We start from the raw sequence: 12,892 nt of genomic DNA, 5'->3' as shown, positions 1-12,892 counted from the left end.
GATCGTGTTCATTCTATTAACGTGCCGCCGCGCCCGTTGATGCCGCGGCGAAATCCCATGGTCCGCTTGTCGCCCGACTCGGTTGAAAGTTCTGCTCGGAACTTTCTTCCAGACGCTACAATAGATTCGCCGACAGGCTCGCCGAACGGCTCGCCGAACGGCTTGTACCTGCCCCGCGTGTCAGCGGGATTTCTGTCCACCTTGGATGCGCACCCATGAAACCATTACTTCGTCTGATCAGCCTGGCCGGGATGTCGCTCGCCAGCGCCGCCGCTGCCGCCACCGCCATCGCGGTGCGGGTCATTGACAGCAGCGGCAAGCCGCTGGCCGACGTAGTCGTGGCGGCCGAGCCGGACGGCGGCGCGGCCGTGCCGAAGACGCTCGAGGCGGCCGAGATCGAGCAGCGCGGCCTGCGCTTCCTGCCGCTGGTATCGGTGATCCAGACCGGCAGCCGGGTGTCGTTCCCGAACTACGACAAGGTCAAGCACCACATCTATTCCTTCTCGCCCGCCAAGAAATTCGACCAGAAACTGTACTCCGGCGTGGCGGCCACGCCACAGGTGTTCGACAAGGCCGGCATCGTCGTGCTGGGCTGCAATATCCACGACCGCATGCTCGCTTACATCCAGGTGGTCGACACCCCGTTCTTCGCCAAGACCGACGCCGCCGGCGTGGCCCGCATCGACGTGCCCGCGGCCGGTAAATACACGCTCTCGTCCTGGCACTTCAACATGGCCGGCGCCGCCGTCGAGCAAGCCGTCGCGGTCAAGGCGGACGAGGGCGCCACCACCGCCAGCGTCAGGCTCACCATGAAGCCGCCCGCGCCGCACGCCGATTCGCCGGGCGCCAGTGCGCCTTGATAGCATGATGCTGCGTTTCAACAGCCTGGAAGGGCGCATCGTCACCCTGTTCCTGGTGCTGATCGTGGCGGTGCAGGCCATCGGCCTGGTGGTGATCGAGCATGGCATCGATGTCAACGCCCGCTCGAGCATCGCCACCGAACTGGTCAACGGCGAAAAAGTCTTCCGCAAGCTGATGGAGCAGAACGCCCAGAAGCAGCGCTTCAGCGCTCAGGTGCTGGCGCGCGACACCGCGTTTGTGCAAGCCATCGGCAACGGCGACGAGGATGACCGCGCCACCATCGCCTCGGCGCTGGTCAACAGCGGGCGCCGCGCGCGCGCCGACATGACCATGCTGATCGACGGCGAGCGCCGCGTCACCGTCGAAAACGGCATCGTCAAGAACAGCTCGCTCGAAAAGCTGGTCCTCGGCCTGCTCGACCAGGCCGAACAGAACGATGGCGCCAGCGCCGTCGCCATTGTCGACCAGCGGCCGGTGCAGGTGGTGATCATGCCGGTCAAGGCGCCGGTCACCATCGCCTGGGTGGTGATGGGTTTCGTCCTCGACCGCCAGCTGGTGCTCGACATGCGCCAGCTCTCGCAGCTGGAAGTGGCGATCTTCACGCGCCAGCCGGACGGGCCGTGGACGCCGTTCGAGTCGACCCTGCCCGCCGCGGCCATGCCGGCCGTGGCGCGCGCGCTGCAGGCGCTGCCCGGGAACCTGGCGCGCCCGTTCGATCTCGACGCCGGCGGCAACCGCTACAGCGCGCGCCTGCTGCCGCTCGGCCTCGACGGCGGACGCCACGCCGACATCGTGCTGGCGCGCTCGATCGACGACGCCACCGCCGAATACACCGGCCTGCAGCGCACCCTGATGATCCTCACCATCGTCGCCACCCTGGTCGCCTGTGGGGTGGCGGTGATCACGGCGATGCGCATCGCGCAGCCGCTGCGCCACCTGGCCGGCACTGCGCGGCGCATGGAACTGGGCGACTACGACGGCCGCATCGACGTCGAACGCAAGGATGAAATCGGGGCCCTGGCCAAGGCCTTCGCCGGCATGCGCGACGGGATCGCCAAGCGCGAACAGGAAATCCGGCGCCTGGCTTACTGGGATTCGCTGACCGACCTGCCCAACCGCGCCCAGTTCGTGCTGCAGCTGGGCGAAGCGCTGGCCGAGGCGCGCCTGCGCGAGCAGGTGGTGTTCGTGCTGATGATGGACCTGGACCGCTTCAAGCACGTCAACGACGTCATGGGTCACGCTTTCGGCGACGTCTTGCTGCAAAAAGTGGCCGAACGCCTGCGCGCGCTGCTCGGCGAGACCCAGCCGCAAGCCTGCCTTGCGCGCCTGGGCGGCGACGAATTCGTGGTGCTGCTGCCGGCGTCCTCGATCGACCATGCGCACAAGGTCGCCGCCAGCATCCTGCGCGCGCTCGAAGCGCCGCTCTCGCTGGAAGACCAGACGGTCGACATCGGCGCTGGTCTCGGCATGGCCGCCTTTCCGATCAACGGCGCCGATCCCGAGTCGCTGCTGTCGATGGCCGAAGTGGCGATGTACGCCGCCAAGCAGCGCAACGACGGCGCCGTGGCCTACGACGCGGCCATGGACAAGTCCAGCGCCAAGTCCCTTAGCCTGCTCACGGAACTGCGCAACGCCATCGAGCGCAACGAATTCCGCCTGCACGTGCAGCCCAAGATCCGGCTCGATACCGGCGAAGTGGTGGGCGTGGAGTCGCTGGTGCGCTGGGCCCATCCGGAGCGCGGCAACGTGTTCCCTGACGAATTCATCCCGTTCGCCGAGCAGACCGGCTTTATCCGCGTGCTCACGCGCTGGGTGCTGGACCAGTCGGCCGCGCTGTGCAGCCAGTTGCAGCAGCAGGGCATTCATCTGAAAATCTCGGTCAACCTGTCCACCCGCGACCTGCTCGACCAGGACCTGCCGGCCAAGTTCAAGGACATCCTCACGCGCCACCAGCTCTCGGCAGGCTCGTTCTGCCTCGAGATCACCGAGAGCGCGATCATGGACGACCCGGTGCGCGCCCAGCAGACGCTCGAGCGCCTGCACGCCATGGGTGTCGATTTGTCGATCGATGATTTCGGCACCGGCTACTCGTCACTCGCTTACCTCAAGCGCCTGCCGGTCGATGAACTCAAGATCGACAAGTCGTTTGTGCTGAACATGGAAAACGATATTGGCGATACCAAGATCGTGCGTTCGACCATCGACCTGGGTCACAACATGGGTTTGCGCGTGGTGGCCGAGGGGATCGAGAGCGAAGCCGTGTGGCGCCTGCTGGCCGCGCTCGGCTGCGACCAGGGCCAGGGTTACTTCATGAGCCGCCCGATCGCCGCCGACAGGCTGGTCGGCTGGATCGCCGCCTGGACCCCGCCGGCCAGGTCGGCCCTGCCGTATTCGGATACGGTCGGTTCGGCCTGATTCGACCGCCGTGATGCGCGGCCGGCCATCGCCACGGCCCGGATTTCGCGCTATTATCTTCCCCGGCAAAGTTGCCCATCCCACCAAGAGACAGAACCATGCAAATGAGACATGCAGTCCTCGTCGCCAGCCTGCTCGCCGCATTCGGCGGACAAGCAGTGGCCCAGGTCCAGACCCCGGCTTGTGCTCCCGGCGGCGCGCCAGCGACCTATCCGGTCACGAAGAAAGTCGAGCAGCAGGATATGTATCACGGCACCAGCATCGCCGACCCGTACCGCTGGCTCGAAGACGCCAACAGCGCCGAGACCAAGGAGTGGGTCGATGCCCAGAACAAGGTCACCCAGTCCTACCTCGGCCAGATCGGCGAGCGCGCGGCCATCAAGGAGCGCCTGACCAAGCTCTGGAACTACGAACGCTACAGCGTGCCGTACAAGGAAAGCGGCCGCTATTTCTACAGCCGCAATAACGGCTTGCAGAACCAGTCGGTGCTGTTCACGATGAAGTCGCTGAGCGACGAGCCGCGCCTGCTGCTCGACCCGAACACCCTGGCCGCCGACGGCACCGTGGCCCTGGCCGGCACTGCGGTGAGCCCGGACGGCAAATACCTCGCCTACGGCACAGCCGCATCGGGCTCCGACTGGAACGAGTGGAAGGTGCGCGACATCGACACCGGCAAGGACTTGGACGACCATCTGAAGTGGGTCAAGTTCTCCGGCGCCTCCTGGACCAAGGATGGCAAGGGCTTCTTCTACAGCCGCTACGACGCACCGGAAGAAGCGGCCAAGCTGGCCGGCATCAACTACTTCCAGAAGCTGTACTATCACAAGATCGGCACGCCGCAGAGCCAAGACACGCTGGTCTACGACCGTCCGGACGAAAAGGAATGGGGCTTCGGCGGCCAGGTCAGCAACGATGGCAAATACCTCGTCATCACCGCGACCAAGGGCACGGCGCCGAAATACCGCATCTTCTACAAGGACCTGACCAAGCCCGGCTCGAAAGTGGTGCCGCTGATCGATCAATTCGAGGCGTCCTACAACTTCATCGACAACGACGGCCCGGTGTTCTACTTGAGCACCGACAAGAAGGCGACCCGTTCGCGCGTGATCGCCATCGACACGCGCAAGCCGGCCGAGAAACACTGGAAAGAGATCATTCCCGAATCGGCGCAAACCCTGGTTGGCGCCTCGATGGTCAACAACCAGATCATCGCCGAGTACCTGGCCGATGCGCGCAGCATGGTCAAGGTCATGGACCGCAAGGGCAAGCTGGTACGCGAGATCGCGCTGCCGGGCATCGGCTCGGTTTCGGGCTTTAACGGCAAGCGTGGCGACAGCGAGACCTTCTACTCGTTCACCGGCTTCACCAACCCGACCACCATCTACCGCCTCGACATGAAAACCGGCGTGAGCACGGTGTTCCGCAAGCCGACCGTGGACTTCGACCCGAGCGGCTTCGAGACGCGCCAGCAGTTCTACACGAGCCGCGACGGCACCAAGGTGCCGATGTTCATCGTCTCGAAAAAGGGCATCAAGCTCGATGGCAGCAATCCGACTTACCTGTACGGCTACGGCGGCTTCAACGTCTCGCTGACCCCGACCTTCTCGCCGGCCAATCTGGCATGGATGGAAATGGGTGGCGTGTACGTGGTGGCCAACCTGCGCGGCGGCGGCGAGTACGGCGAAGCGTGGCACGAAGCGGGCACCAAGCTGCATAAGCAGAACGTGTTCGACGACTTCATCGGCGCGGCCGAGTGGCTGGTGGCGAACAAGGTCACCTCGCCGGCCAAACTGGCCATCGGCGGGGGCAGCAACGGCGGCCTGCTGGTCGGTGCCGCGATGACGCAGCGTCCGGAACTGTTCGGCGCGGCGATTCCGCAAGTGGGCGTGCTCGATATGCTGCGCTTCCATAAATTCACGATCGGCTGGGCCTGGACCTCGGATTACGGCTCGTCCGAGAACGCCGATGAATTCAAGGCGCTGGTGAAGTACTCGCCCCTGCATAACCTGAAGGCGGGATCGTGCTATCCGGCGACCATGATCACCACGGCCGACCATGACGACCGCGTGGTGCCGGCGCACAGCTTCAAGTTCGCGGCGGCGGCGCAGGCAGCGCAGGCAGGCGCGGCGCCGATCCTGATCCGCATCGATGTGAAGGCGGGCCATGGCGCCGGCAAGCCGACCACCAAGATGATCGAGGAAGTGGCCGACCGCTGGGGCTTCCTCAGCCGGGCCTTGCGCATGAACGAGCCGGCCAAGGTGGCGGCGCAGTAAACCTGTGACCCCCTCGCCGTGCCGCTGGCGCCGAGGGGATCCGCTCAAGGGACGCGGTCAGCTCAGCCGGTCAGTCTTGCCATATCGCTGGTTGGACGCGTATTATGAAAACAGCCGCATTTATCCGGACCGCTGCTCTGGCAGCGATTGCGTCGCCGCCCCGACCTGCCTATGACCATTCTTAAGAACGCCTGCGTGTTTGTCGCCTCCCTGTTTTTTTGTGGCGCGGCCAATGCGACAACGCCGCTTGCACTCCCGACGATTCCCGCCGGCGAAGCGGTTTCTTCACCACTGTGCGAATTTATCGTGCGCAGCCCTGTGCGCGTCGAACTCAAGGGGGAATACGGTTCGCAAGGGTTGTTCGCCGAGAGCGAACCGGACAGCCCTCGTGCTGTCTTTGTACGCGCGGAGTGCGGTGCGATTGCCGACCAGGCGCAATCGGTTGCCGGTCTTCGGTCGCTGGCTGAGCAACACGTGCAAGCGAGCCGGCTTGAGCAAGCGACGACATCCATCCAACAAACCGAACTCGGCGCGGTAGCCAGTTATTCCGGAATGAAGAAACTGGCGCCGGGTGGAGGCAGGGCCAGGTTTTCGGGCAGAATGATCGTGGGCAAGTCTTCTTTGCTGCATATCGTCGCCATCGAAAGCGGCGAACGGCCCGCATCAAAACCGGTCACCTTGTTCCTCGCATCGGTGCACATAAAGTCCGCGTCGGAACTGGCCAATCCGGTGGGGCAGCGCCTCACGCAATTGGCGGTGTCGCAAGGAACTGTCCTCCGGCAAAGGGTGCGAATGAACGCGATACTGGATCACTGCCAGTCGCAGATGCCCGATCTCGCCCCAGGCATTGCTGAAGCACGAGCAAGTTGGGAAGGGCGCAACAAGGAAATCCTTGATAAGTTAGCGTTGCTGACGGCCACCACAATGCGCGAGGCATATGGCGAACGCCAGCATCTCGAAACGGCAACCCAGCTCCAGAACGCTCTCGATTTCGTCACCAGACGCGATGTGGCGGCCATGGCCAGCGCCCCATTGACCCGCCAACGATGCGAAGCATCGATGGAGTCGGTGCGCAGCGGGCGCTCCGACCTGTTATTGCTTTCCAAGGATGCGAGCGAATTTATCATGCGGTTTCAACCGTAACAACAAGCACGGTCGCTGGCGACATTGAATGACGCCGGTGCAGCCTGCCAAGGCCCGTGAACTGCTTGCGAAGTGGATGAAGTCGCATTTCTGGAACCCAACACGGATGAGGCGTGTGCCCCATCCGGTGGCGTTGGGGGCGTTTGGAAGTCGCGTTTGATCGTGTTGCTTCGGAGCGAGCCACTCAGTCCTTCCACGCTGACCAGGGCAAACACCTCATCCTGGCCCCAGTCTTCGTTCAACTGGCCGGCGTACACTGTGTTCGACAGCGAGAAGCTGCCGTCCACCCGGACACGCTCGATGCCGCTGCCGCCAATACTGAAGAGCGTGTCGTCGAACCACTCGTCGTCCCCGCGAATCCGGGCGCCGACTTTCTGGTTGACCGAATTGTAGAAGCCATCCCCGTTGACAACCACCAACTAATTGCCTGTCTGGTTCTCGGCGGGGCTGATAGCTGGCGTGACGTTCATGGCGTTTCTCCTTGAATTGGCCAACGGTAGGCAGACCTCCAGTATTTGTGATCGATAAAAAGCGGCTTAAAAAAACAAGCTTGGCGGACGCCGTACTGAAGCTGCGTCAATTACTGCGGGCGGCCACGTATTGGAATCCGCCACCAGATGTCCTGCCCGGCGGTACTTTCCGTCGTCCTTTCCCGCTCCCGCGCCGGACGCGTCACAGTGAGCTCCTCTCCACTGCCAAGGACCGTCATGCAGCTCGCCCACGCCCGACCTAACATCGCCCTGTACCTTGCCGCCTTCCTGGCCGCCGCCATGCTGCTGGCCGGTCCGATCCTGCAACCGGCCGGATACCATGCCTTTGCCGACGAGCGTTCGCTCTCGGGGCTGGCCAACGCAGCCGACGTCTTGTCGAACCTCGGCTTCCTCATCATCGGTCTTTACGGCCTCCTGCGCGTGCGCCCCACGCGGCTGGCCCATACCATGTTCTTCGCCGCGATCCTGCTGACCGCCTTCGGTTCCTCCTGGTACCACCTGGCCCCGGACGATACACGCCTGATCTGGGACCGCCTGCCGATCGCGCTGGCCTGCGTGTCGCTGCTCGCCGCCGCGCTGCAGGACGCTTTCCCCGCGCGCTTTGCGCCGCTGCCGACCCTGGCCGCGCTGTGCGCACTTGGCGTGGCCAGCGTGTTCTGGTGGTCAGCCACCGGCAATCTCGGCCCCTATCTGCTGCTCCAGCTGGCGCCGCTGGTGCTGATTCCGGTCCTGCAATGGCAGACTGGCGCCCCGCATGTCCAGCGGCGCGCTTTTGGTGCCGCCATCGGCCTGTACGTGCTGGCCAAGCTGTCCGAGCTGGCCGACGGCGCCATCCTGAGCGCTATCCACGCGGTCAGCGGCCACACGCTCAAGCACCTGCTGGCCACGCTGGCGGCGCTGGTCCTCGCGCGCATGATCGCTGCAAGGTACTGATTTCAAGGAAAATGTTGAACGCCGGCATCGCTGTCGGGTGATGAGCGGCGATAGCGAGCTCGTCAAGCGCATATGCTTTCCCGACAACACCCCGCCTTTGCGGCTCATTTCAAAGCCCGTTCGGGGGGGAGTCTTGACTGCCGGGGCGCTATTGCCGGTAGGGAGTTTCAAAATAACAACAGATGTGGGCAGCTGTGCCGATTTCGTCATCGGCGTCGTGATCGAAGGCACGTATCAGGTGAGCAACCAGCATTTCCGCAGCTTGGGCCTGTCGGTGCAGCCCGCGCAGGCGGCAATTGAATCCCGGAATCCCGCCTGCGCGGACATGAAGAGTTTGTCAGCGGTGCACCACCACCAGCAAGGCCTTGGCCTCGGTCTTGCCGGCGTTGCGGATCACGTGATTCTGGTCGGCCGGATAACGCGCCGTGCCGCCCAGCTTGATTTTCTTCTTGTCGCTGCCCACTTCCAGTTCCATCGTGCCGTGCAGCACCGTCATATGCTCGCTGGTGCCCGGATCGTGGGCCTGCGACGCCAGTTCGCCGCCCGGCGCCAGGGTCAGCTCATACCACTCGTACTTTCCAGCAAGATCCATCGGTCCCAGGATGCGCAGCACGTAGCCGGCGTGGGTGCCGGGCAGGGTCGGCGTTTCGTGGGCGTCGAGCACGCGGATGGTCTCGACCGGGCGCGTTTCGGCCGACAGCAGCTCGCCGATGGCCACGCCCAGGGCGTTAGCCAAACGCCACGTGATCGCAATCGTGGGGTTCGCCTTCTCCCTTTCGATTTGCGATAACATGGATTTCGACACGCCGGCGATCCGGGACAAGTCCTCCAGGGTCAGGCCGCGCGCCAGCCGCAAACGCTGCAGGGTGGCGCCTACTTCAGGTGGAGAATTGGTCGATACAGGTGGTTTCATCGGGTTTTCGCAACAGTGTTCAAACAAAAAATTTCCATACATATAAGCAAACCGAGGCTTGCCAAGTTCACTCGGCTTGGGTAGTATCCATTATATTGAATTTGTGTTCGACATAACGGAATTTCACGATGCGGTTGAAGTCGTGCGCTCCGGAGCACGGTACAGCATAGTTTAACAGTCGGTCAAGCCGGCAACCACATGACGAGGAATAATGATGAGCGAGCAAGCGAAGAGTGCGTTTTTCAGCGGCCTGCAGCAAAACCTGGACACGCTGCGCGAACAGGGCCTGTACAAGCCCGAACGCGTGCTGGCGTCGCGCCAGGGCGCCGAAGTGGTGGCCGACGATGGCCGCACGCTGATCAATATGTGCGCCAACAATTACCTCGGCCTGTCGGGCGACCTGCAAACGCAGCAGGCGTCGATCGACGCCACCGAAAAGTACGGCTACGGCCTGTCGTCGGTGCGCTTCATCTGCGGCACCCAGACCGTGCACAAGGAACTCGAAAAAGCGATCTCGCAGTTCCTGGGCACGGAAGACACGATTTTGTACGCGGCCGCTTTCGACGCCAACGGCGGCGTGTTCGAGCCGCTGTTCGACGAGAACGACGCCATCATCTCCGACGCGCTCAATCACGCCTCGATCATCGACGGCATCCGCCTGTGCAAGGCGGGCCGCTATCGCTACCAGCACAACGACATGGCCGACCTCGAAGTGCAGCTGCAGGCGGCGATTGCCGCCGGCAAGCGCCACAAGGTCATCGTCACCGACGGCGTATTCTCGATGGACGGCACCATCGCCCAGCTGGACAAGATCTGCGACCTGGCCGACAAGTACGGCGCGCTGGTGATGATCGACGAATGCCATGCCTCCGGCTTCATGGGCAAGACCGGGCGCGGCACGCATGAACACCACAACGTCATGGGCCGCATCGATATCATCACCGGTACCCTGGGCAAGGCCCTGGGCGGCGCGATGGGCGGCTTTACCGCCGCGCGCAAGGAAGTGATCGACACGCTGCGCCAGAAATCGCGTCCTTATCTGTTCTCGAACACGCTGGCGCCATCGATCGCCGGCGCCTCGCTGTCGGTGCTGGAACGGATTTCGAAGTCGACCGAACTGCGCGACCGCCTGCACGAAAACACCGCCTACTTCCGCAAGCAGATCGAGCGCATCGGCTTCACCATCAAGCCGGGCACGCACCCGGTGGTGCCGGTGATGCTGTTCGAAGCGCCCGTGGCGCAGCGCTTCGCGGCGCGCATGTACGAACTGGGCGTGCTGCTGAGCGGCTTCTTCTACCCGGTGGTGCCGATGGGGCAGGCGCGGGTGAGGGTGCAGCTGTCGGCCGCGCACACGCGCGAGCAGCTCGACACGGTATTGAAAGCATTCGAACAGGCCGGGCGCGAGCTGGGCATTCTCAAGAATCAAGAACACTAATAAATCGGAATCAAGCACATGGAACGCATTCTCATTATCGGCGCGAACGGCCAGATTGGCAGTGAACTGGTCGGCGCGCTGGCGCAGCAGCATGGCGCCGGCAACGTCATTGCCTCGGACATCGGCGCGAACAACGTGTACAAGGCGGCGCGCTACACCCAGCTCGACGTGCTCGATAAAGCGCGCCTGACGGCCCTGGTGGCCGACGAAGGCATCACCCAGGTCTACCAGCTGGCCGCGCTGCTGTCGGCCACCGGCGAGCAGGCCCCGCTCAAGGCGTGGACCCTGAACATGGATGGCCTGCTCAACATCCTGGAAGTGGCGCGCGAACGCGGCGAAGCTGGCAAGCCGCTGCGCGTGTTCTGGCCATCGTCGATCGCCGCCTTCGGCCCGAACACGCCACCCCAGGCCACGCCGCAATACACGGTGATGGACCCGACCACCATCTACGGCATCAGTAAACTCGCCGGCGAGCGCCTGTGCGAGTACTACTTCACCAAGTACGGCGTGGACGTGCGCAGCATCCGCTATCCCGGAATCATCAGCTACAAGTCGCCTCCGGGCGGCGGCACCACCGACTACGCGATCGCGATCTTCCACGCGGCCCTGCGCGGCGAACGCTACGAATGCTTCCTCGGCCCGGACGCCACGCTGCCGATGATCTACATGCCCGACGCAATCCGTGCCACCATCGAATTGATGGATGCCCCATCTAGACAAATCGCAGTGCGTTCTGCCTATAATGTGGCCGGCGTATCGTTCAATCCGGGCGAACTGGCGGCAGCAATCCGGCGCGCCTTGCCGGCCTTCGAGATCAGCTACAAGCCGGACAGCCGTCAGGCGATTGCCGCCAGCTGGCCGCAAAGCCTGGACGACAGCGTGGCCACGGCCGACTGGGGCTGGAAGGCGCAGGTAGGCCTCGACCAGCTGGTGGCCGACATGCTGGCCAATATCGACGTCAGCCTCACCAAGGCTGCCTGATTCGTTTCACCGACACACACCACATAAAAAACATAAAAGAGGCAACTGATGGACATGAGCGTATTCGACCTATTCAAGATCGGCATCGGGCCGTCGAGTTCCCACACCGTGGGGCCGATGGTGGCGGCGCGGCGCTTCCTGGTCGAATGCGGTCCGCTGGATCGGGCGGTGGGCGTGGAAGCGGCGCTGTATGGCTCGCTGGCCCTGACCGGCGTGGGCCACGCGACCGACAAGGCGGTCATCCTCGGCCTGATGGGCGAAACGCCGCAGGGCGTGGACCCCGAGCGTGTCGAAGACATGCTGGCCGAAGCCGAACTCGATGGCGTGATCAAGCTGCTGGGCACCCACGAAGTGCCGTTTTCGGCCCGCACCGGCCTAATTTGGCACAAGAGCTCTTCGCTGCCCGAACACCCGAACGGTATGCGCTTCACGCTCAAGCTCGATGACGGCAGCGTCATCGAACGGATTTTCTACTCGGTCGGCGGCGGCTTCATTCACGCCGCCGGCGAATCGCAGGCGCGCCAGAGCAATGGCGAGAGCACCGCGCCGATTCCCTACAGTTTCGACACGATGGACCAGTTGCTGGCGCACGGCCGCAGCAGCGGCCTGACGATCCCGCAAATGCTGCGCGCGAACGAACTCGCGCGCATGGACGGCGCGGCGCTCGACGCCGGCATCGACAAGATCTGGCACGTGATGCGCGACTGTATCGCGCATGGCCTGGTGACCGGCGGGCAGCTGCCTGGTGGCCTGAACGTCAAGCGCCGCGCGGCCAACCTGTGGAAGCAGGCGCAGGATGCGCTCAATGGCGACAACCGCGCCAACGACCTGCCGCACGACGCGCTGCACCTGGTCAGCCTGTACGCGATGGCGGTCAACGAAGAAAACGCCGCCGGCGGGCGCGTGGTGACGGCGCCGACCAACGGCGCGGCCGGCATCATTCCGGCGGTGCTGCGCTACTACGCCGAGGATTGCCGTCCGAGCGATCCCGTGCGCGGAGTACGCGACTTCATGCTCACCTCGGCCGCCATCGGCATGCTGTGCAAGAAGAACGCCTCGATCTCGGGCGCCGAAATCGGCTGCCAGGGCGAAGTGGGCGTGGCCTGCGCCATGGCCGCGGCAGGACTGGTGGCGGCGCTGGGCGGCACCAATGAGCAGATCGAGAACGCGGCCGAAATCGGCATCGAACACCACCTGGGCATGACGTGCGATCCGATCGGCGGGCTGGTGCAGATTCCGTGCATCGAGCGTAACGGCATGGGCGCGATCAAGGCGATCACCGCGGCCTCGCTGGCGCTGCGCGGCGACGGCACGCACTTCGTCAGCCTGGACGACGTGATCGAAACCATGCGCCAGACTGGTGCCGACATGCAGGACAAGTACAAGGAAACCTCGCTCGGCGGGCTGGCGATTCACGTGGTGACGGTCAACCACGCGGCCTGCTAAG

At 63.9% G+C, this 12,892-nt stretch carries 10 protein-coding genes; 8 read left to right on the top strand and 2 right to left on the bottom strand.

Features of this window, described 5'->3' with window-relative positions; genetic code table 11:
- Positions 1 to 215: 215 nt before the first annotated feature.
- The 4 genes from RBA40_RS17195 to RBA40_RS17180 all read left to right on the top strand — a co-directional run bounded on the left by RBA40_RS17195 (position 216) and on the right by RBA40_RS17180 (position 6,692).
- Positions 216 to 860: a methylamine utilization protein gene (locus tag RBA40_RS17195; RefSeq protein WP_306649008.1), complete on the top strand. Its 645-nt coding sequence runs from the start codon at positions 216 to 218 to the stop codon at positions 858 to 860.
- A gap of 4 nt (positions 861 to 864) precedes the next feature.
- Positions 865 to 3,276: a putative bifunctional diguanylate cyclase/phosphodiesterase gene (locus RBA40_RS17190; protein ID WP_306649007.1), complete on the top strand. Its 2,412-nt coding sequence runs from the start codon at positions 865 to 867 to the stop codon at positions 3,274 to 3,276.
- 98 nt (positions 3,277 to 3,374) lie between these two features.
- Positions 3,375 to 5,549 carry a prolyl oligopeptidase family serine peptidase gene (locus tag RBA40_RS17185; protein WP_374710508.1) on the top strand — a complete coding sequence of 725 codons (2,175 nt, stop codon included), beginning with the start codon at positions 3,375 to 3,377 and terminating at the stop codon, positions 5,547 to 5,549.
- A gap of 171 nt (positions 5,550 to 5,720) precedes the next feature.
- Positions 5,721 to 6,692, top strand: coding sequence for a hypothetical protein (locus tag RBA40_RS17180; protein ID WP_306649005.1), 972 nt, complete (start codon positions 5,721 to 5,723; stop codon positions 6,690 to 6,692).
- Here the strand turns inward: RBA40_RS17180 and RBA40_RS17175 are convergent.
- The gene (locus RBA40_RS17175; RefSeq protein WP_306649004.1) at positions 6,683 to 7,111 is read right to left on the bottom strand and encodes a hypothetical protein; all 429 of its coding nucleotides are present in this window, start codon (positions 7,109 to 7,111) and stop codon (positions 6,683 to 6,685) included. The genes RBA40_RS17180 and RBA40_RS17175 overlap by 10 nt on opposite strands.
- A 288-nt stretch (positions 7,112 to 7,399) precedes the next feature.
- On the opposite strand from RBA40_RS17175, the gene RBA40_RS17170 reads away from it, so the two are divergent.
- Entirely contained in the window at positions 7,400 to 8,116 is a 717-nt protein-coding gene (locus RBA40_RS17170) for a hypothetical protein (protein WP_306649003.1), read from the top strand.
- A 337-nt stretch (positions 8,117 to 8,453) separates the two neighbouring features.
- Here RBA40_RS17170 and RBA40_RS17165 read toward each other — a convergent pair whose 3' ends face one another.
- Positions 8,454 to 9,029, bottom strand: a complete 576-nt coding sequence (locus RBA40_RS17165; RefSeq protein WP_099882727.1) for a helix-turn-helix domain-containing protein — start codon at positions 9,027 to 9,029, stop codon at positions 8,454 to 8,456.
- Between the two features lie 214 nt (positions 9,030 to 9,243).
- Between RBA40_RS17165 and kbl the strand changes: the two genes are divergently transcribed.
- From kbl to RBA40_RS17150, 3 genes are read left to right on the top strand one after another with little or no spacing between them, the layout of a single operon-like run.
- Complete coding sequence (gene kbl / locus RBA40_RS17160) at positions 9,244 to 10,464, top strand: glycine C-acetyltransferase (protein ID WP_306649002.1); 1,221 nt, start codon at positions 9,244 to 9,246, stop codon at positions 10,462 to 10,464.
- A gap of 18 nt (positions 10,465 to 10,482) precedes the next feature.
- Positions 10,483 to 11,445, top strand: coding sequence for an NAD-dependent epimerase/dehydratase family protein (locus RBA40_RS17155; RefSeq protein WP_306649001.1), 963 nt, complete (start codon positions 10,483 to 10,485; stop codon positions 11,443 to 11,445).
- Between the two features lie 48 nt (positions 11,446 to 11,493).
- The gene (locus tag RBA40_RS17150; RefSeq protein ID WP_306649000.1) at positions 11,494 to 12,891 is read left to right on the top strand and encodes an L-serine ammonia-lyase; all 1,398 of its coding nucleotides are present in this window, start codon (positions 11,494 to 11,496) and stop codon (positions 12,889 to 12,891) included.
- Position 12,892: the final 1 nt, after the last annotated feature.

The sequence above is a fragment of the Massilia pseudoviolaceinigra genome, assembly GCF_030846505.1.
GTDB lineage: Bacteria > Pseudomonadota > Gammaproteobacteria > Burkholderiales > Burkholderiaceae_D > Telluria_A > Telluria_A violaceinigra.
This window is presented reverse-complemented; position numbering and strand designations above follow the sequence as displayed.